Annotated in this window: 8 protein-coding genes; all 8 read left to right on the top strand. The window is 48.5% G+C overall.

Annotated features, from left to right (window positions below; translation table 11 throughout):
- Window positions 1–4 precede the first annotated feature (4 nt).
- The 8 genes from K1Y79_RS01105 to K1Y79_RS01070 are packed head-to-tail and all read left to right on the top strand — an operon-like array spanning window position 5 to window position 23,512.
- Entirely contained in the window at window positions 5–463 is a 459-nt protein-coding gene (locus K1Y79_RS01105; protein ID WP_220248150.1) for a GPW/gp25 family protein, read from the top strand.
- A complete protein-coding gene (locus tag K1Y79_RS01100) occupies window positions 463–4,461 on the top strand; it encodes a baseplate J/gp47 family protein (protein ID WP_220248149.1) in 3,999 nt (1,332 codons plus the stop codon). The genes K1Y79_RS01105 and K1Y79_RS01100 overlap by 1 nt, the downstream gene beginning before the upstream one ends.
- 29 nt (window positions 4,462–4,490) lie before the next feature.
- Window positions 4,491–6,170: a tail fiber domain-containing protein gene (locus K1Y79_RS01095; RefSeq protein WP_220248148.1), complete on the top strand. Its 1,680-nt coding sequence runs from the start codon at window positions 4,491–4,493 to the stop codon at window positions 6,168–6,170.
- Between the two features lie 45 nt (window positions 6,171–6,215).
- Entirely contained in the window at window positions 6,216–13,403 is a 7,188-nt protein-coding gene (locus K1Y79_RS01090) for a hypothetical protein (RefSeq protein WP_220248147.1), read from the top strand.
- Window positions 13,404–13,431: 28 nt separating this feature from the next.
- Window positions 13,432–16,641, top strand: a complete 3,210-nt coding sequence (locus K1Y79_RS01085; protein WP_220248146.1) for a hypothetical protein — start codon at window positions 13,432–13,434, stop codon at window positions 16,639–16,641.
- Entirely contained in the window at window positions 16,638–18,401 is a 1,764-nt protein-coding gene (locus tag K1Y79_RS01080) for a contractile injection system tape measure protein (RefSeq protein ID WP_220248145.1), read from the top strand. The genes K1Y79_RS01085 and K1Y79_RS01080 overlap by 4 nt, the downstream gene beginning before the upstream one ends.
- 35 nt (window positions 18,402–18,436) lie before the next feature.
- Window positions 18,437–22,393: an eCIS core domain-containing protein gene (locus tag K1Y79_RS01075; protein ID WP_220248144.1), complete on the top strand. Its 3,957-nt coding sequence runs from the start codon at window positions 18,437–18,439 to the stop codon at window positions 22,391–22,393.
- 6 nt (window positions 22,394–22,399) lie between these two features.
- Window positions 22,400–23,512 (top strand): SMI1/KNR4 family protein, encoded by a 1,113-nt coding sequence (locus tag K1Y79_RS01070; RefSeq protein WP_220248143.1) that lies wholly within the window; start codon window positions 22,400–22,402, stop codon window positions 23,510–23,512.
- Window positions 23,513–23,529 lie beyond the last annotated feature (17 nt).

The following is a 23,529-nucleotide window of genomic DNA, read 5'->3' as shown; positions in this document are numbered from 1 at the left end:
GTATATGCCCGACGCTAAAGATTTCTTAGGATGCGGCTGGTCTTTTCCCCCCACCTTCCGCAAAGATAATGAAGACAAAGACTGCTACGCCGTCATGGCGGTAGGCAGAGAGGATATAGAACAAAGCCTGCATATTCTTTTATCTACCAGCCTGGGAGAACGGGTCATGATACCCCAATTTGGCTGTAACCTCGCAGATTATCAGTTTGAATCCATGAGCAATACGCTGATCGGGTTTATTACCGATATGGTTACTAACGCCATCCTGTATTATGAAGCAAGGATCAAGGCTGACAAGATCACCGTCTCACAGTCCGATTCCTGGGACGCCATCCAGGGATACCTGCGCATCAGTATTGATTACACCATCCGGGCTACTAACTCACGGTACAACTATGTGTACGACTTCTACGTACAGGAAGGCCGTGCCGAAGGAATAAATGCAGCTATAGCTATAAGATAATGAACGCATCAGACAACATATCAAATAACCTGGTACGTGATGGCGTAAGCCAGTTACAGCGTAAAATGGAGGCGCTGTCAACCGATACGGTACAGATAGATGAGCGCAGCACCGCACAGTTGCTGGGTTTCCTGTACCGGTATGCCAGATATGTACTTTACTATGACGATACCGATCAGCCGTTCCGCCGGGCAGATACGCCGCTTGTATCACGGGGCGACTGGCAGGATTTCTTTCGCAGTAATCCTCCTTTCCAGTATGCCGCGATCCAGCAGTTTGATACAGCAGGTTTTGATGCCGCCTACCAGAAAGCCAGAAACAGCTTGTCCAGACAGCTGCCCGCAGATCAGTTCTGGTCTATGTTCTTTCGTATACTGGACATGGCTATGCAGCTGAACAGCTGGCAAACCCAGCTGGATACAACAACAGGGCTGCATGGTATGCTACATGCACTGGTCACCGCCGATTTCAGTAAAGCCCTGCACCGCCTGATCGCTATCGCCAATACCATGAAAGATGCCGCACACCCGTTGCCGCAGGAAGCAGTCAATAATATCGGCGTGCTTCGCAGCAATACTTCATGGGCACTGACGATGGACAAGCTGCTGGCAAAAGATGCCTATCTCGACCGGTTAAGCAGTTATCCCCGCCGTAAAAAGGAAAAAGTACTTGCACAACTTGATGAACTGTTTCTGATCTTTTATAAAGGTATCCAGCAGGTGCAGAGCTTTGCCGTGAAAGACTTTGATAATGTAATGAAGGGTGCGCAGCAACACCAGCCACATGCAGGGCTATTGTATGCATTCCTGCAGCTTTTTTCTCAGGTAAAAACGCAGATGAATACCCTGGGAAGGCAACACCTCAATTTCTTCTACGAAGAGGTGCTTCAACTAAAAAAGAAGCCGCTCATACCAGATCATGTACACCTGGTAGGAGAGCTGGCCAGGCAGTTGCCCGACTATCTGCTGCAGCAGGATACAGCTGTGAAAGCAGGAAAGGATGCAACAGGAAAAGAAGTGACGTTCTATACAGCAGAAGATGTAGTATGGAACAAAGCAAAGGTAAGCGAGCTGCGTACTTTATTCAAAGATGACAAGGCAAACATCTATATAGCGCCTGTTGCTGCCAGTGCAGATGGTAAAGGCGAAGGTTTCCGGAATCCGGCATATAACAGCTGGCCCTTGCTGGGCGCAGCGTCTTATGTCAGCAAAAACAACCCCGCGGCTGGTACTACACATTTCCCGTTTGGCAATACCGGCTTGCTGCTGGCATCGCCTGTACTGCTGCTGAAAGAGGGTACCCGACAGGTAACTGTTGCTATTCAACTGACCCAGCCAGCTGAAAAGGCAGATCAATTGGCGGCGCTGCTGACCAAACCCTTTTACCTGCTGAACGAAGAAGTGCTGACTGCTTTTAAGAAAGCAGGTGTAGACAACGGCATTGTGTCGGCCCTGAAGGTGAAGATGAAAAATGCCGGTATCACTGAAAAGTGGCTGGATGATGTAACCGGCGATAACGAGTTCCGTACCTATACCGGTGTAAGTCCGCAGCAATTGCAGCTGGCCCGGGATATTGCCCGGATAAGGTTATTGCAGGTGGATTGTACAACAGCAGAGGGATGGTACCCTGCCCCTGTAAGCAACATATTGTTTTCAGCCGGTATGCTGACCATTGATTTTGTACTTGCAGCAGATGCCCCCGCACTGGTCGCGCCCGCGCCGGAGGCGGTGCAGGCAGTATACCCGGTCAAAGATCCGGTGTTAAGGATATTATTTAATCACAGTCTTCATTATCACCTGGCAGAGCAGGATGAACCCTGGTATGATGTATTGAGTCATCTGGCGATTCTCAATACGACTATCAACGTACATGTTACGAACATCAGAAACCTCCTGATAGGTAATGATGAAGGTCCGCTGGATCCTAATAATAAGTTTATTCCGTTCACCAGCGTACCTAAATCGGGCAGCAATTTCTATATCGGCAGTGATGAGGTGTTCAGGAAGAAGCTGACAGCTATGCAGCTGAACATTGAATGGGAAGGATTGCCGGTTGATTTTGCGGCGCATTACACCGCATATAACCTCGGTATCAACAACACTTATTTCACCGCTACCCTGCAACGACTGAATAACGGACAGTGGGAGTCAGTCAATAGCGGCACACCATTGCAGCTGTTTGAGCAGGATGGCAGCAATCATCTGCAGGCAACCCGGGAGATCACAATACCTGAACCAGGGGCAATACCCGTGCTTCGGCAACAGGCCCCCTTGCTGCCTTATAACAATGCTGCATTATATGGGTTTCTGAGGTTACGGCTGGTGAACAGCTTTAAACATGAAGAGTACCCAGGTATACTGGCCGATCAGCTGATCAAACTGGGCAGTCTGCAGCTCAGTGAGGTAACTACCCGTTCAGGGGCATTGGTAGCAGAAACATTGGATACCAGGAGTCAGACATTGTCGGTCGCCAACAAAGCCAGCGTATTGCACAGCGGAGATCCCGAGCAGGAACACACGGATCTCAGAAACGCATCGAATGCAGCATTTGCCAGTGCAGACGATTCATATAACAAGACAGTGGGAATGAACCAGTACCTGGTGGGCACCCCTGGAAATGTAAAAGGGTTTCCGCCACCGCCTTATACCCCGGTGATCAAATCTTTTTCGCTGGAGTATCAGGCAGCAGCAGGGGCGGCAGAAGTCATGCTGCTGCATCAGTATCCATATGAGGCCGGCAACTACAAGACATTATCCGCCGGTAATACCATGCATTTCATGCCCGTCTATGAAGATGAGGGTACGCTATATATAGGCTTACAGCAGGCCGTACCTGGTACTAACGTGAACCTGTTGTTCCAGCTGGCTGAATTTACAGCAGATCCTGATATCCGGAAGGCGTCTGTTAAATGGCATTACATGTCGGGGAATGAATGGAAGGTACTGGAGGATCATTCGCAGATTATCAGCGATACGACAAAGGATATGCTGGTGTCAGGTATTGTAACCATCGCATTGCCCTGGGATGCAGATACAGATCATACAGTGTTGCCATCCGGATATCACTGGCTGCGTATCAGCAATCACCGGTATTCCGCCGCCGTTTGCGAGTGCATTGCCGTGATGGCACAGGCAACGCTGGCCACCTTCCGTAATACCGGTAATGATCCCGCACGTGTGGGTGTTGCACTGCCGGCACAGTCAGTCAGCGGACTGGTTACTCCGGATGCGATGATTACAAAGATCAGTCAGCCTTTCCCTTCATTCGGTGGCAGGCAGCAGGAAACGGCAGAAGAGTTTTATATCCGCGTCAGCGAGCGGTTGCGCCACAAAGGAAGAGCCATCAATGTATTCGACTATGAGCGGATCGTACTGGATGCCTTCCCTGAGATCTTCAAGATAAAATGTATACCACATTCAAAGATGTGCAGAGATACTGAAGGGAATATCACACAGTTGTCATCTCCGGGATGGGTAACGCTGGCAGTGATTCCGCGCATTGATGCTTACCCTGCTGATGAGCGGTTCAGTCCCAGGGTCAGCAGGATCGTACTTGAAAAGGTGAGTGACTATCTGCAGCAAAGAACATCCGCATTTGCAAAGGTCCAGGTGATCAATCCTGCATACCAGCCGGTCAGCTTCAAAGGAAGTATCCGCTTGCGGGCAGGCAAAGATGCCAGCTTCTATCTCAGGAAACTGGAACGGGAAGTACAGGCCTATCTGTCCCCCTGGATCAACACCGGTTCACAGGATATTGTGTTTGGCGGCACGCTGATGATGTCGTCAGTATTACAGTTCATTGAACAGCAGGACTATGTGGACTATGTGACAGACTTTACCATGTTTGTGAAACAGGGAGGTATAGAAGGGCCGCCAGTCAAGGCGATTACAGCAGATACACCCTGGTCGGTACTGGTAAGCGGCGAACAGACATATACTAATATCACCACCGATACCTGCACAACAGGCAGTCAGCAACCGGTGTTCAGGATCAAATAAAACATTCATAAAAACTAAAAGATACTCCCATGTCTATAACAACCAGAGCAGCGCTGAAAGCACAATTCAAGACAGGCGCTATACCCACTTCGCAGGATTTCTTTAACCTGATCGATTCCACGCTGGTAAGAAGGGATGATGCTTTTTTCGGCAAATGGGCAGCCGGAACCTGCTATTACGAAGGAGATGTAGTCATCTATAAAAACGCATTATATACCTGCACGCCGGCAGGAGATAAGCCTTGCGGCTGCGAAGGAAAAGAAGGCGGTAATACTGACAAGTCCAAAGGCCACTGTTCAGTAGATAGTCCTGATACAGACTGTGCCAACTGGAAGATGCTTGATATCGATGCTGCTGACGAAGACTGGGAAATCATCCGTAATGAAGAGAAGATACCAGTCATCATGTACGCAAAGGTATTCGGGAAGATAGGAATGGGCACGGAAGATCCGCAGGCCCGCGTGCATATTCATGTGGAAGAACTGAAAAGCGATTTTCTGTTTAGCCCCGATAATACCCAGACCCCGGAATTTGTAATTCAGCAGACGGGCGACACCGTCCAATCCCTGTCGGAGAAGATAGCTGACAATAAAGCCGTTTTTACAACCAATACAGCCGGTTTTTTGTTTACGACTACTATTACCCCGGTACCGGCAGAAGGGGAGGAAAATGCGCCTAAAGAGGCGCTTCCTGTGAAACCGGTGTTCATCACCACGCCTGATGCCGGAGCTGCTATAGGTGTTGGTACAGCATCCCCGGAAGCAGCGGTGGATATACAGAATCAACCTACTGCCCGGTTATTGCTGAATCCTGTACAGGCAGTAGCGCCACAGACAGTACTGATGCACAAAGGGGAATATGGCCAGCAGACCTACGCCGGCAACACCCTGGATGGCAGCGCCGCCACTTTTACCACCAACGCACCAGATGGGTTCTATTTCCGCAAAGGACTGGAAGAGGGTAAGAACTACCTGAAGAACATCGCCAAGCCGGCAGCGCAGACGCTCGTCGCTATCAAGCAGGATGGCAGGGTAGGTATAGGTACAGAATCGCCGGGTACTAACGTAGAGATCACAAAAGATAACAGCGCAGGCGCTTTCCTCCTGTGCCTCGATAATACCAACCCTGCCTTCAGTATTATCAACAACCGGCCCAATAATGAGAAGCGGAACTACCTGCTGCTGGGCGCAGATAATGACTGGGGCGCTTTCCTGACAGATGCTTCCAAAGGATTTGTTTTCCGTAAAGGCGGCGAGTATGGTAATGGTAACGAAACAGAGATCAACCAGGGCGATGACCTGGTAACGATATCCAATGAAGGGAAAACGATCGTCGGCGGACTTACACCTGCGGGTTTCGATCTGAATGTAAAAGGCAAAAGCAGAAGCTACGGGCACTACCTGGATACCGATGTAAGGAAAGTGACCAACCAGGCAAAGCTGGGCAGTGTGATAGATAAAGTAAAGAAACTGAATCCGATCACTTTCAACTTCAACCAGAAAGCAAACTGTCCGGCCAATGAAACACAAATTGGGTTTCTGCCGCACCAGGTGGAGGAGTTCTTCCCTGAGCTGGTAAGCACTGACAGCGATGGCACGCAGACGCTGGCATATGCAAACATGGTAGCGGTACTAACCAGGGCCATACAGGAGCAACAGGATACCATAACAGCATTACAGAAGCGGCTGGATGCACTGGAAGGAAAATAACAGGAATCGCCGCCCTGATACATTATACCAAGTACATATCTTACAATGCCTGATCTCAAATATATTACTACGGATAAAAACAGTGGCTTCCCGGAATACCTGGACTTTGCCACACTGCGTAAACTGGGTATCCAGCATATTGCGGAGCTATCCGGCAAGATATGGACAGACCATAACCTGCACGATCCTGGCATCACAATCCTGGAAGCGCTGTGTTATGTGCTGACAGACCTGGACTACCGTACCAAGCTCGATTTCAAAGACCTTATCGCAGCTCCGGCAGGCGCTAAAGGAGATGATAACTTTTACACGGCTGCCAGGATATTGGGTAATAATCCGCTGACAATCACCGATATCCGCAGGATGCTCATAGACGTGAAAGGCGTGCGCAATGCATGGCTGGTACCTATTAATGAAGATGAAACAGAAGCAGACTATTCCCTTGTATACGACTGCGGGACTGGTGTACTCGACAATACCCGGGTAACTGCAGCGCAGTCTGCCGTACCACTTAAAGGATTGTACCGTGTGTACATAGAGCCGGATGACGTATACGCAGCTGCTTATGAAAAGGATGCCTGTGGCAATGACGTCTTTCCTATGGAGACCGTTCTGTCAGATATAGATCAACGCCTGCATGCCCATCGTAACCTGTGCGAAGACTTCCCTGATGTAGTGGTGCTGGAAAAAGAACCGGTCAGTCTTTGTCTGCATATTGAACTGGCCGCCAATTACGACCCTGACGAGGTGTTGTTAAACATCTATAGCAGCATACAAGACTTCCTGTCGCCCGCGCCGGTGTTTTATAGCCTGCAGCAGTTGCTGGACAAAGGAAGGAGTATGGAAGAGATCTTTGAAGGTCGTCCGTATGAATTTGATAAAGACGCACCCTTACAGCAGAACGGCTTCGTCGATGTACAAGAGCTGGAAAGCCTTGAGCGCATCACAACATTACAGGCTTCTGACCTGTACCGTATTATCATGAAGGTGCCTGGCGTGGCCGGCATCACTCGTCTGCTGATGACCAGCTTTGATGAATACGGATACGCATTGACAGATGCCGCCGGTAATCCCGTAAAGCAGGAAGGAGAAGAATGGTGTCTGCGTCTGAAGAAAGATCATCGTCCTGTATTATCCCCCGAAACCTCAAACGTTATTTTCTTCCGTAACAGGTTACAGTTTGGTGCGAATAATGAACTGGTCAGCCAGCGTTACAAGAAAGGTATCTCAGACTATAATAAGTTCCCCAAAGCACCGGCATCACTTGACACAATTGTACCCAAGGGCCGCCAGCTGGATCTTGCGCAATATTCCTCAGTTCAGTACGAATTGCCGAAAGTATACATGGTTGGTAAGCATGACGTACCCGGAGATGCCACTGCCGCCAGAAAGGCCCAGGCGTTGCAGCTGCAGGCCTACCTGTTATTCTTTGACAGGCTGCTGGCAGATTACTTTGCGCAGTTGTCTTCGGTGAGGAAACTATTCTCCCTTGGTGCAGCCATCCCCGGTGACGAACGTACCTATTTTCCGGCAGATCTGAGCGGTATACCGCAACTGCCATCCCTGCTGAGGTATAAGAAACAGTTGCCATTGACCACCCAGGGGAAGTCCTACAACGGGATGCAGCTGGCCTATGAACCAGCACCCGGCGGCGGAAGGAAAGCCTATAACTCCATGTATCTGCGCGATGAAGTAATACGACGTATTATCAGTGAATGTTCCAACAATACAGCCGGCAAAGAAGTCAGACAGCTGGAAGATACTGGTAACTGGTACTTTGTACTGACAGATTCCGGAAGCAGCGTGTTACTTGAAAGCGCCGTGTACTTCACCACCGCAATAGCCGCGGAGCAGGCCGCTCTGGATGTTATTTTCCTGGCCACCTTACCGGGTAGCTATAGCCGTAACAATAACCGGAAAGACGACATATATACGTTTGACCTCGTGTTCAATGATGCAGGAGATACCGAGATGCTGACTGTGCTATACGAAACTGCCGAGCAATACCAGGCAAGAAAGGAAAGATTCCTCGATCATCTGCTGGCCAGATTTTCAGAAGACTTCACCGACTATGCGCTCATGATGTATAACATCAGCGGCAGAAAGAATGATCCGGAACGTAACCTTGCAGACAAAGCAGCATTTTTATCCGCTTATCCTGAAACCAGCGCTAACAGGGCACTGGCATTCAATTATAAAACGCCGGGCACCGGCTTTCCTGTCTGCGGATTGGAAAAACGTGTGGCCGGCCTGATGGGCATACGGCAATCTCCTTCCGCCTCCCTTAGTAATTTTGATCTTGTTCATGCTGAAAAGCAGACAGGTTTCATTTGCCGTTTGCCTCATCAGGAAACCCCGTTGTTTGTCAGCAGCAGCCTTCATACCAGTGAGGAGATCAACAGTGTATTCAGCCAGTTTCTCGAACTGGGGAAGCAAAAAGCTAACTACAAGCCATTTGGCTGTACAGGAGAAGGGGTGTATGGGTTTAGTATTGAATCACCTGCTACCGCCGCCAGCTGGATCGCTGCAAAGTGCAGTGTACAGTACACTACCCCTGAGGAGCGCGATGTATTGATAGACTGGTTTGTGCAGTTTTTCCAGGAGGATGGCCAATATAAGGTCTATCCGCAGACACAGGAAGGATATTATTTCCAGTTGCCCGACGACTATGGCAAGACCTTGCTGAAGAGTCGTCAGGGAGTAGCTTCACAGGAAGAGGCATTGTCACTGGGGTACGATTGCCTGGAAGTGTTGCAGCACGATGCAGCATGGGAAATAGAAGAAGATGTTGCCGCCGCCAATTTCAGGATCATCATCGTACAGGAAACTGTACAGATAGCCTATCATCCCCAGACGTTTGGTACTGCCGAAGCAGCTGAACAGAAGAAAGCCGCATTACAGGCATACTTCCGCCAACATTACCTCACCTATCAGCGTGAAGCAACGGAGGTATACAACTGGACACTAAGTCAGAATGGTCAGGTAGCCTGGGAGGGTATTGTTCCTTACAAAGACAAAGCGCAGTTGCCAGTCGCGTTCATACAGTTTATCGAACTGGCTGCTAAAGCGGATAACTATCACATTGTCCAGACAGGAGACGGTGTATTCCGCTTGCAGGTTGTACGCACAGAAACTGGCGAAGAAGAAGGAGAGTTGTTATCTACCTTAATAACTGTACATCTTCAGTCTTTTGCTTCCGGCGATGCAGCGCAGCAGGCCATGCAGACTAATCTGTCGCTATTCAGTCAGCTATGGCTGACTGTCAGTGAAGCCGTAAAGACCGGTCCTGCAGCTATCTATTACTTTAAAGACCTGGAGGCAGCCGCCGGCAGTCAGGATGTACTATTGACCACCACCCGTCCTGTGCCGGATGGACCAGCCGTTACCCAGATAACCCGGAATATTATCCGGTCAGCAGCTAATCCGCGTAATGTCAGTATCAGAACACTGGATAATTACAGCTACGTGGTGGAGATCAGCGATGACGCCGGACAGTTACTTGCCGAAAGTGGTATCATAGAAGATCATGGCGCAGCACTCAGGTTGATGGAGAAAATATTGTTGAAAGCAGGACAGGATGTCCTGTGGGTAGAAAAGGGCGCAGCTACGGACGGATACGGCATCTACTGGCAGGAGACTTCGACAGATACACCGCTGATGCAGAGTATAGGTGTATGGGAGACCCGGGCAGCCGCTGTACAGGCTTTTGTTGAATGGATACTGACTGCACTATCCGAAGATATCCAACCCAGTCAGCAGCCAGGTAATGGCTACGGTTATACCATTACAACCAGGGCCGGAATACCATTTGCCAAACAGGGACAATGGTCAGCAACAGTAGAAGAGAGGGACGGTTTGCAGTTACTGCTGAAGCAGCAGCTGGCAGCTTTGCAGGCGAATGCCGGATGGGCGGATGTTACCCGTTCCCACTTTTACTTTAAGATCAGTGATACAGCGGGTTTGTTATTGCAGGAACCGCACTTCTATACCAGCTATGACGAGGTACGTACCGCTTTCTATACAACCATGAAGTTTGGCAAGCAGCGGCAGTATTATCTGCTGACGATACACGACAACTGTACCTATGGATTTAGGATCATTGATAACAATAAAGAAGTACTTGCCGTTCATCCTTTTGAATACACGACTACGGATGAAAGAGATGCCGCAGTAGAGCGCACCCTTCGTTTCCTGCAGGAACATGGCCAGATAGCAACAGCAATTAAGCTGGCCGGCGCATGGAAATATAGCTGGCAATGGTTGTCCTGTTGTTGCTGGTACCCGGAAACAGCGCTGGAAGGACTGGACGAGAAACCGGAAAAAGAAGATGCTGAAAAGACATTGGTACATATCATCAAGGTACTGGCACCTCAACCGGATAATTATGAGATTGTACAGGAGGAAAGTGGTTACCGGGTATTCCTGAAAGAAGGAGAAGACAGGGTAGCAGTTCATCCACAGTGGTATGACTGTGCAAAAGAAGCCGAACAGGCGAGAGACAGATTGGTGGCATGGTCCGGATTTAAGCTCAGCAACATTGAGTCTGGCAGTTATACAATACTGCGGGATGTAAGAACAGATTTGTTCAAGGCCGGAGACCACGAATATGCGTTTGGATACAGACTGTGGGACCGGGACTACCGGATTGCCCGTTATACCCGGAAGTTTGAAAGCAATGCGGAACGCACAGCGGCAGTAGCCGCTCTGTTACAGCGTTATCAGCGTAGACTGCCGGTATTTACTGCACTGGAAAGAGGAGCTTCCGCCGTAATAGCTGATAAAGGCCTGTACTATTACCAGCTGCGCCGTAATGATCTGTTGTTGTGGCAGAGTATAAATGCATACCCTACAGCAGCAGCGGCAGCGGCCGCATTTGAGACAGCATCGTGGGAGCTGTTGCAACGCACACTCCGGCAGGAGCATTACAGCCCCTGGACACCATTGACAGAAGAATTGTTCCTCAATGATGACACCGGGCAACCCATTGCCGTAGCGAAGATCACACCAGGTAGTTATGAAGCCTATATTGCCGCCATCCGTGAACGTCAGCAGTTTGCCCGTAAGCACGGCGTATACCGTAATGAGGCAGGTAGTTTCTCCTTTCACATATACAATACAAAAGCAGGTGTGTACGAATGGGACAGCATACATCGATATGCCACACCAGCAGCAGCGGAAGAAGCGTTGCTGGAGTTCAGACAGTTGTTGTTATTCCGAGGTAACTACTGCCTGGATGATGAGACAGTAGGTTGCTATTACTCGTTGACACTCGGTAAAGTATTACTTGATATACAGCATGTGACCCGTAAATGTGAGGACGACAAAGAGGAGATGACAAAAACAGACGCCTGGGACCGTTTACAGGTGTTCCTGGATAATCTGGATCCTGACAACCGTAACTTCTTCCCATATACAGATTATGCAGCCGGTTGCCGGTATGCGTTCCGTATGGTGGATGACAGTAGCTACCGCGTAGCACAGCATACAGGATGGTATCAGGGTATGGAACGGCGGGAAGAAGAAAGAATGTCACTGCTGGCAGATATTTACTGTAAACGAAAGCTATATGGCTGGTTTGTCAAACCAGTCAACCTGAATACCGACCCTCATATACTGGATTGTTACTTTGCACAGCCGGAAAAGATAAACTTTGGAGAGCTGTGGATGAGTTACGGACACATTCCCGCTTTCGATCAGATATGGCAGGTTGCAACAGAAACTTTACCGGCCGTTACGACAAAACTGTATTACTATCAGTTATTCAGTACAACAGACGAGCAGGATAAGGTAATGTGGAAGTCAGTAAGCCGGTACAATACCCCGGCACTGGCAAAAGCAGCAGAAGCACACTTTTACGTTTACCTGCTTGAAATGGCGCGTTCAGCAGCGTCTTACTATTATGAGCAGATGGCAGGTTGCGATAATGCATATACCCTTTATCTGAAAGATATGGATGGGAAAGTGATTGCAGTAGCCCCGGGCATTATTTGCGGAGAGGATATAGAAAATGACCGGGCCAGCCGCATGTTCAATGCCATGATGTTTCCGGTTGTAGAAAATGGCAAAAAGTACTCTTTCGAGATAAACAACATTACACAGCTGGTAGAAGACACTATCACGTATGAAGCAGCAGCAATATGGGAATCTGTTCACCAATACGATACACCTGAAGAAGCGCGGGAGGCATTGAATATAGCATGTACCCTGTTGAGCGACCTACGCAATTACCAGCGTGGGGACGAAGATACCTGTGGACCATTCAGCGTAACGTTAGTGAATCCTGAAGGCGTATTGGCAGAACATCCGCTCACTTACACCAGCATAACAGCAAGAGATGCAGCGATGGAACACGTACTGCAGGCAATCAGTGCCGAAGGTATGCATGTACTGGAACATATACTGATGCGGCCCAGGTCACAACAGCAGTCGTACGAGTCATGGCAGCTGGAGCTGGAATGGTATGCGCAACGGGAATCACCCCTGACATTAAGGATCATCAATGAAGGCGTGTTTGCAGATGCGGCATCTTTCCTGGATGCACTTAAAAAAGCAGCAGCCGGTGATAAAGTCTTCGTTGATACACATATCACTACAATAACGATTTCCTTTTACCAGGAAGATGAGCGCATTGCGATGGCTACGTTGCCGGCAACAGCGCAGATAATAACCTTGTTAAGTGATTTGTCGCAGATGCGCACAGCTATGCAGACGTTGCTCAATGATGTATCCGATGAGATGGTCAGTCAGGTGGTAATACCAGTCGTTTGCACAACTAGCGATGCGATGCTACCGGTATGTACAGATGTATGCTTCTGCTGTGATGAGGAGGAGGAGGCAACCGATCCGGAAAATGCCAGGTATTGTGACAAGACATTTCTGGCGGACCCTTATTCTTTCTGGGCAACGGTCGTATTACCGGCCTGGCCGCAACGATTCAGACTGGCGCGGTTCAGACAATTCTTTGAAGATACATTACGCAGGGAAGCGCCCGCACATATCAGACTGAATATTGTATGGATCAGTCCACAGCAGATGCTGGCATTTGAGTCAGCATGGAAGCAATGGTTGATGGCCCTTTCACGGGAGGAGAGTTGCGAATATGAGGATAGTCTCAAGGCATTGAATAAAGTATTAAAGGACCTTAAGAACGTATATCCGGCAGCATACATGTGGGATGATGAAGGAGGTGATGACAAGCCGTTGATCTTATTGGATGAAGCTATGCTGGGATAGTGTTAACTAAATTAAAATTCTTCAGAAAATGATAATTAATAATTCTACCCCTTACCCGATCTTTAAAAAGGGGCAGCAGTTGAAGAGTAGCAGTCTGAAAGGTATCGTTGATTTTGCGGAAAGAGAGGTAATGGATTCCCGGATGTTCCTGGATGGTTCAGGTATATTCTACGGACTGAATATAACGATTGACGAACAGGCGGGAACATTGCGTCTTGCGCCGGGAACGGCCGTTACCTCTGATGGTAAGCTGTTCACGCTGGAAGAGGAGATCGTCTATAATGGCTTCAGTGCTGAAAGCCAGATCACATTGCTGAAGAAGACACCTACCGTTGCCATACTAAGTACCGGGAATGAAAATCATAATGAATTTGCGTGGCGTATTACCGGAAAAGACCCGGGTAATGCAAACCGTCCCCCTGATACAACAGCATACCTGGTATTGCTCATCCTGAGTACAAGTGAGACTACCACAGGTAGTTGCCTGTATGGCCAGGAGAATAGTGAAAGTCTGCAAACGCGTACCGTACAGACAATCCTGATCGACAAAAGCCTGGTAGATCAGGCAGACCTGGACAAATGGTTCATCGGGGACCAGTCAGCGGCCGGAACAAACGACGCGGTGATCAACCGGTTTGGTTATCTGAATGACGACGGACATGCATATATCTCCTTTGAACGTTTTACCAGCTGGAGTGCAGTAAGCGAAGGGTTTGACGAAGTATGTACCGCAGCAGAGCCACTGATAGCGAATACATTTATGCAGTTGTATGACCTGGTGAAAGAAAAGCTGGGACTACCGGTGAATAATCCTTTTAACAGCCTGGAAGCTAACCTGAAAGGATTGAGAGAGCATATAAGGTCGAAAGGCGGATACCTGTTCCCCTGGCTATATGATTACTATCGTGATCTGATAGCGGCTTATCAGGAGTTCGCAGCTACAGACCTGTTTAGTTACCTGTCATTATTTCCTGACAGGAATCGTTTCGCAGAGTATATAGCTTTAGGCAGTATCAGAGCGAAGTATGCAGGTAATGATACTGATTACCGCATGGGCTTATATCGCCCTCCATTTGCCGACCTGAGTATCAATGCATTGGAGAAGCCTTTGTTACTGATTAATCGCTTGCAATACCTCGCAGATATCTCACATACCCGGTTCACTGATGCCGCATTTCCATCGTTCGGCGTTAACTTTACACCAGATGCGGGTCTTGGTAAAATGCTCTCTGGGCGTGCCATTCCGGGATATTACAAGGAGGCGAATCACCTCTCAAAAGTGTGGAATACGGAGCTTGTACGTAATCAGCGAACGTTTACAATTCCGGGTATCGCTGATGACAAAGACAGGAACCTGCTACTGGGCAATATAGACATTTATAACTTCTTCAGAATAAAGGGACATACAGGAGTATCCATACAAACAGCGTTGGAGGCCATTGAGAATGAACGGAGCGAGCTGCACCTGCCGTTCGATATCAAAGTAGTATACCTGGGCGAAGAGGCAGATATGTTAGCGTTGATTAAAGAGCGTTCTGCAGCATTCAGTGATCTGACTGTATTGCTGGAGAAGGTGGTGAATGACATCCGTTGTGCGCGTACCTGTTCTGAAAACTTTGAAGAGATCATCTTCGGGCGGCGATTCGACAGAGATGATATAGGAAATATGTTTGAGGCGCTAGTCGCTTTGTTCGGTCCGCAGCCGGTAGATCTTGAGAAGAAGTTGGAAGTGCTTTGCAGCAGGGAAGGGACCTGTTACGATGAAGATAAAACATGTTGCCGTGCGCATCTTACCTCCTTGTTTGCCGTCTATGAAGAATACGTACGTAGGAAAGAAGAGCTGGCGGGCAGCCTTTTGTTTCATCGATTTGCTGAACAGCATCCGGGGCTGGAGCATAATGGTGGTGTGCCAAAAGGAGGAACGTTAGTGCTGGTATGTGGTAAGACTGATCCTGCATTTTTATCAGAAGAAAAGAAGGCAAACCTGGTTAAACTGATGTTTTCTGATCAGGCAGCAGGCGTGAATCTGGCAGAAGAGCTGGCGAACTATGAAGTGTTAGCTGACTTTAGTTTGCCGTATACATGTTGTTCTGGTAGGCCGTCCATCAAGCTGATATTCCAGGATGCACCGCCGGTGGCATTATTCTCTGTGGCAGAAAGAAAGGTACTGCCGGAAGGCACAGGAACGGCCGTTGTGTTAAAGAACCAGTCTCTACGGGCAGATGCATATCACTGGATATTAGAAGATCATAAAGGCGATGTGTTGAAGGAGACGGATACAGCGGATATTAATGAAGTGGTGGAACTGGAACTGCTTGTTGAAAATGGCGTTGTGTTCACCATCCGGCTCACAGCATCCAGAGATGGTATGCATAGCACATATGCGCAGGAAATAGTGATTTGTCCGCAGGGTAATGTAAAGGTCACCAGTAATGGTAAAGACTCGGTAGACTGGAATATCAGCAGCGGAGAAGAGCTGGATATTGAAGCGGCTCCTTATGGCGGAAGTTTTGCCCTGGTATTGCAGCAGAACGATAGCGAACAGGAAATAGATCCTGCTGACTATGATATCTCCTGGAAGGGGGATAGAGAGCGGCTGACATTAAGTATTGAAGATCCGCAGCAAGGCACGTACAGGCTGCGATATACCTTTGAGGACGTGGAGGACTGTCAGAAGGGTTTTGCTATCCTTGACATACATACCTTCCAGTCCTCGGATACAGAACCAGTATCTCCGGTGACGGACAATAATGTACCGCCGGTTGTTATCAAGTCGTTATCGGCTGGAAGCAATGATGCGCTGTTCAATAAGCGTATACTGAGTTACCGGGGAGGACTCAATGCGATGTCGAAGGAAGACGATACGCTGCTGGAAGACAGTCGCTGGTCAGATACAAAGACATTCCTGTTGGCAAGTGGAGCGCCAGAGGAATTACACGCTGCTTATGAGCGATTACAGGGAGCATTACAAAGCGGATTCGGAAAGCTGAAGGCCGTGCAGAAGGCACAGGTGGTCAGGTTGCTGATATATGCTACAGCTTATTACATAGACCGGTTAATAGTTGCTTCTCCGGATAAGATACCGGCGATAGCCAGAAAGCTGATTAAGAATGCAGCAGAGACTATCAGCGCGCAGAAAGAGGGTATACAGCAATGGTCACAGGTATGGACAGACCAGGATATTGCTACACCCGACAATGAGAAGACAGTGGCTACCTATAATGGATTAATCGGATGATGGAACAACAGCATGCCATAGGAAAGCTGATAGTAGAGGTGCAGTTGCCTTCCAGGGAAGACGCTTTTTCATTACAGGGCCGGCTCAGTACCCGTTTAAATGAAGAGCTACTACCGATGATGTCGGCAGTATTGGATAGCTGGGTGACACCGGATACATTGCTGCAGATAGACAAATTGGAGATCGACCTTGGTAAATGTAGCATGCAGGCGTTGGCAGAGACGCTTCCTGAACTGGTGGCTGACTACCTGCGTAAGCATTTTGAGACGATATCGGGCAGCCCTGCCGCAGGCATGCATGTACAGCGGCAACCGTTGACACATGCCTTTTTCGACAGCTGGTTGCACTTCATGCAGCATGGAGTATTACCATCAACTACGGTGAAATGGGAACAGGAGGAGTGGGAAGCCGGTATACTGACGGTGCTGGCGACCGATTCAGGCGCTTTGCATCGGTGCGGGCAATTGTTTACAGCGCATCCATATGCAGTCAGGCGACTGGTGAGGCAGTTCTCCGGTAGCTTCATTCACAATTGGATTCAGGCATACAGCGCCGGGGCATATCGGCAGGTATTATTGCTGATCACCGAATGGCAGCAGTTCTTATTCAGTCCCCGGTTCACTGATGCATTGAGAACAGAGATAGGTGCAGCATCAATACCGATTATTGTTTTGCCTGATCAGCAGCGTTATGTGGAGCAGGTGATAGAGTGGCTGATCAGTGATATAGTCATCAATGCCCGCAATATCAGCAATTCATCATTGATGGAGCAGTTATTACGGATAGCGGGAGGCGCTCAGCCATTGGCAGATCATTTGTTTGCAGTGGAACGGGTTGCCGGAACAGGAGTGAAGATGCCCGTATTGATACATGATACGCTAGCAGCAGTTGCCGGAAGACATGCAAAAGAAATAGCAGTACGCAGAGAACAGTTCAGGTCTGTCTACGAACAAGAGCGGCGAAAGATCACTACTGCTGATGAAGAAGTACGAAATGACCTGCCGCAGCAGGTGCCGGAAGATAGTGCGGGCAGGCATGACCAGCTTTCAGACGGTTCGGCAGCAGGTAAGTTGGATCAGACTGAGGGACTATTGCCAGCTGAAGGAAGTGCGCAATTACCTTTAGCAGATAGTGTACCTCAGCAGATTGACCCCGCTGCTGGTAGTAACAGGGACGAGGTGTCGTCTGACGCTGTTTCTGGCAGCGACCAGGCTAAGGAACTTGGTGATGCATTGGCGGTCGAACTACCGGCAGGAGGGACGGTATATTACATCAATAATGCAGGGTTGATATTGTTGCATCCCTACTTGCTGTATTGTTTTGATGCACTGGAACTGAGAGACGGGCAGCAGTTTAAGAATGAAGCGGCAAGACATAAAGCGGTACAGTTGCTCGGTTATATGGCGTATGGCGAACAAGAGATACCAGAATATGATCTGGTATTGCCAAAGTTGCTGTGCGGTGTAACGCCGGCTACGCCTGTAAGACGTTTTGTGCCTTTATCTGAACCAGAAAAAGAAGAGGCCAACCAGTTACTGAATGCCGTCATCGGCCACTGGAATGCATTAGGTAATACCTCGCCAGATGGCTTGCGGGGCAATTTCCTGTTGCGCGAGGGTAAGCTGGAGTGGAGGGAAGAAGAATGGCAGCTGTATGTTACACAGCAAGCCTATGATATGTTACTGGACCGTTTGCCATGGGGGTTCAGTGTAGTAGGATTATCCTGGATGCCATGGTTGATAAAGACAGTGTGGGCATAGTGAGAAGTAAGTGTTTAAACCCCTGAAAATAAGAGATGATCAAAGCGACCGATAATAAAAGCAAGACCTCAAAGGCAAAGCCGCAGGCTGCCGGAGGTTCCTTTTTCAGCAGAGAGAAGGGAACTGATAGCGCGTTTTTGAGAGAGACTGCCACATCGGAAGAGCCCTTTTTCGTTCAACGGAAACTAACAATTGGCAAGCCGGATGATCATTACGAGAAACAGGCAGATCAGGTAGCCGATAAGGTTGTGCAGCGTATGAGTCAGCCGCAGGTGCAGGCATCGGCTGTGGCACCCGCTGTAGTCAGTAAGGTATCCGCTGGCGCTGTGCCATCATCCGCCGCTCAATCAGGCGCTATGCAAATGAAAGAGCAGGACAAAAAGGATGAGGACATACAACCGGAGGATAAGAGGCTGCAACGTAAGCCGATATTTGACAGTATGGGAGATCCTCCTGATGATATTCAGAAAAAAGAGTCTTCCAACGCGCAGGCTAATGATACTAAAGTAGCTGGTGGTAATAGTCTGGAGCAACGGTTACAGCAGACCAAAGGCTCCGGATTTCCCTTGCCATCAGATACACGTACTGCTATGGAGTCATCGATGGGTGCTGACTTCAGTGGGGTAAGAGTGCATACAGGCAAAGAAGCAGCTGCACTGAGTAATGATCTTCAGGCGCAGGCCTTCACGCACGGTAATGACATCTACTTCAATGATAATAAATTTGACGCAACCAGTAGTACTGGTAGGCATCTGCTCGCACATGAACTGACGCATACTATACAACAAGGCGCATCTGTACAGCGTAAGGTGGCCGAAGCAGACACGGAGCAAAAACAGGATACGCAGTCAGCTGTTACTGGACATAAGCAGGAAGATGCAACGCTGCAAAAGAAGGTAGAGAGTACGCCGTCTGTATCAGCTGATACTATTCAGAGAGCTCCGGCTAATACCGGAGGAGGGGTACCACCTGCTGCTTCCGGAGAGGTAGTGGATATCTCTTCAGGTACTTTCAACCCTTCCGCCAATTTGCTGGAAGCGATCAAAGGGGCAGACAAGCGAAAAGGGCTGGATGTAAGTATCAGTGGCGGTAAAATAGCAGGTGCCGGCGTCATGAAAGTAAGAGAGAAAGACGGTGTGCTGGAAAGTCTCAGGAACGCTTACCTGCCACTGAATATGCCGATGTTCAGCGCCGCTAATCCGATGCTGGCAGTACGACTGGCCAACGGGCAGATCAGCGGGTTTGGTACAATTGGGAAAAATGATGCTCCGGAGGCCATTCCACAATGGCTGCGTAAAAACGGCAAAGCGCTGGGATGGCTGACAGGTATTGATGTAGAGAATGTGTTATCCAAGGCGACAAATACATTTGAGAATGGCGTATTTACCTTTACGCTGAATGGTACAAAGGTAAAGGTTGGCGGATTTGCTTCTGCTACTATGGATCTTGGCTTTGAAAATATGAAGCCGTCCGCCCATGTAGTAGCTGAAATGGATATTCATGGAGTGGCGAAAGGCAACCTGGACATTACGCTAGCTGAAGATAAGATGTCGGGCGAAGGTGCTTTTGGCGTCAGCTTCAAAGGCTTTTCCGGTGAAGTGGCAGCGAAGTTCCAGGAAGGTGTGCTGGATGTGAAAGGAACCGTACAGTACACAGGAGACAAGTTAAGCGGTTCGCTGACACTTGTAATGACAGACAAGCAAACAGCAGATAACTTTGCGGTGACCACACTCGGAGGCACACCTGCAGCACAAGCAGAACCACCAGGAGCAGTGCCTGCGCCGGCAGAGGGCAAAGGTCCGCGTGGAATGGCGGGCGTCGGCAATCTGACGTTTAGCTTGACAGAATGGTTTGCAGGTAGTGTAAACGTCATTGTAGATGGAAAGGGATGTGTGACCGTCGTAGGTAAGATAGCGCCTCCAAAGGAAATTGTATTGTTCCAGCAGAAAGACTATACCAAAGAACTGTTCAAGCTGGAAGCCAGGGCTGCTTATGGTCTGCCGGTTGTGGGTAATGTCTTCGTCTTTGCCAATATGGCCTTGATAGCACTGGCCAAGGTTGGTCCCGCGAAGATATACAATATAGAGGTGGAAGGTACTTATTCCAATAATCCTGACATCGCTAAGAGCATTACCCTGTCCGGTTCCCTGAATATGTCCGCTTATGCCGGATTGCGACTACGTGCAGAAGGCGGAGCGGGAGTTGAGCTACTCGGTCATGATCTGAAAGTAGGAGTAGGTCTGAATGCTGATGCAGGTGTAAAAGGATATGTGGACGCAAGGCCAACAATCGGGTACCGTGATCCGGGTGAGTTCTTCTTTAAAGGACATATGGAGATTGCGGCTCAGCCATTCCTCGGCTTAAGTGGAGATCTTTTTGTAGAGGTAGATAGTCCGTGGTGGTCTCCGTTACCGGATAAAAAATGGACGTGGCCTATTGGGGCGCTTGAATATCCATTGCCTGGTGAATTTGGTATTGGGGCTGATATGGAATATGTCCTGGGTTCTGGTAAAGTTCCTGAGGTTACGTTTAGTGAAGCGAAGTTTGATGGAACGAAATTCATGACCGATCTCGTGAATGATCATGTACCGCAGAAAGGTGGTGGTGGAGAGAAGGACAAACAGGGCAAGTTTACTGATGGTGGTGGTGCTGGTGCAGCACCTGCGGCAGGGGCACCTCCTCCTGCCGGAGCTGGTCAACCAGGCGCAGGTGCCGGAAAACCTGGTGCAGGTGGTCCACCGGCGAAAGGCAGCGGCGGTAGCACCGGTGGCGGTAAAGGTAAAGACAAGGATGGGGCCAAAGCAGATCCTGAACAGATGAAGAACTTTGCTGCTGCTATGCAGAAAGTAAAGGCATTGGAAGGTCATAAGCCCATGACGCGTGAGGAGATTACAGGTGCTATCGATAGTATCAAAAAGCAACATAATACACCAGGAATCGCCTTTAAACCCCAGGGAACGGACCTTTGGATAGTGACTGGTACACTCAAAGGACAACCCAATAAGCAGTCTGTGAAAGTGAAGGCGATCATGAAGCCAGGCGATGATAAAGAAAAGAAGGGAGATGAGAAAGATAAACAGAAGAAGCTTACTGCAGGCTTACAGGCCATTGATGCAGCAGAAAAGCAATATCTGAATAACGAAGGTGGTGGAATTAAGCGGGAGGAGGCAGAGAAGGTGGCAGCTACTGTAAAAGGTGGTCATCCGGTATTTAAGTCTATTACTGTAATTGACGGAGGTACTAGATGGGATTACAGTTATGTGCAGGCTGCACAGATTAAACCGGGTGAGCCTAAAGCGACACCTAAGAAAGAGGAGTTCCTGGCACTAGCCAAAGCTCATTTTGGTACTGAGAAGTTTACAGTCAGGGACTATACCATATTTGCAGGGAAGCATGGGCTGACAGGACATGCGCATCGTAACTGGCGTAAAGAATGGGTAGCAAACGGTATTTTGTTCAAACAGGTATCGCCCAAAGGTGATAAAGACCCTTACCAGGATCTTTGCTTTGAAAATATCTTCAAAGAAAAACACCGCGATGTTGATTTTGACAGGCGTTCAACATATGGCTATTCCAACCCGGATAAAGATAGTAAGCCTGGTCGGGAGATCATCAAAAAGAGTCTGATCAAAGAGGCGCAATATGGATGGGTAGCTGGTAAAGAAAACGATCCTGCTTACCTCAGATCTGCAGAAGCGCGGTATAAGTGTGAAAGATCAGGAGAAATTGTAACTTACAAAAATATTGTATTGGGCCATGCTGGTACCGAAGGTGCTTCTGAACATTGGAATAGGGTGGGTCATACACAACATAAAAAGGATAATGTTATATGGAACAGCGATCCTGGGAACTACTGGGGCGTAGAAAGTCCGAAGGCCTCTCAGGAAAGTTCCAAGAAAGCGCCAAGATACAATGATCCGATACCTAATGTCAGCCATGACATGTGGTGGAATGATTCACACGCAGATTACTTCAAAAAGCATCTAAAATAGCCATATATGAATGAATTGATAGACCTGTATGAGGAAAGCTTTGGTACACCGGGTAGTCTCATTGAACTGACATCCGAAGAAGGGACTACCTTTCATGTAGCCGTTCGCTTTCCTGATGCCGAACTTGAGATCACTGACACAAAAATAGTCTCCCTGGGATTATCGCAGTTGACTGATGAAGATGGGCTCGACATTGAACTTACGCTAACGACTCATGCAAAGTCATCTCCTGAATTAGTCGAAGAGACAGGTACGTTCTTTTATCAGCTTTTTGAGCAGATTAAAGAAGATGGTGGCTTCAGGTCAGGCACTATTTACAAAACAGGAGCGGTACCCGGCTTTGATGGTAAAGATGCGGTTATCATCCTCAACGCTGGATACAGGTCCCAGGAATGGCTGAATGAAGAGGATTATAAAGGAGAGCTGATTAAAATAGTGCCGCTGTTCTCTGTGGAGGCAGAAGAACTCGAAAAAATAGATATAGAAAACAGAGAACTGTTCATTTATAAGTCAAAAGTCGCTTTCACAGATCCACAGCGAAAGCAGACAAGTATAGTATATGACGCTGTATATAATACTTGGCAGGCTATTTCAGTATGGTATACAGAACATCAGGTAAATAATGCTGATGTACTGACAGACATGCTTGCAAAGTCTAAGTCTGAGGAAGGAGCGCAACTGGAGTCTGCTTTACCCACAGATCTGCCGGAAGATTTCAAGCAATCATTCAACATTATTAATGATACGGTACGCATAGGAAGGTATTATCTGCATGATAGCGAAAAAATTATAGAGACACATCAGTACATGACCAAGATGAACGATGATGGTGAATTTGAAGAAGCGCTGGATAAGCTGGACACAGCTCCTGAGTTTCAACCCGTGTGGTGGCATGCGCAATGGGTACCTATAGCATCTGACAGCTACGGAGACATGATCCTGCTGGATATGGCTCCTGCTCCGGAAGGCACTGCCGGACAAGTACTCAGACACTCTGCAGTTGAAGGTCCTGCATATACAGGTAATCCGAGCTTTCTCGACTGGCTGGATGATTATGTGACCGCTCTCAGAACCGGACAGTATAATATAGATGATGAAGGTATTTTGACAGAGGCTTAGTATCACATAGCCTTCAT

The organism is Chitinophaga rhizophila, from assembly GCF_019492185.1.
Lineage (GTDB): Bacteria > Bacteroidota > Bacteroidia > Chitinophagales > Chitinophagaceae > Chitinophaga > Chitinophaga rhizophila.
The sequence above is the reverse complement of the archived record's forward strand: the minus strand, read 5'-3'. Positions and strand labels throughout refer to the sequence as shown.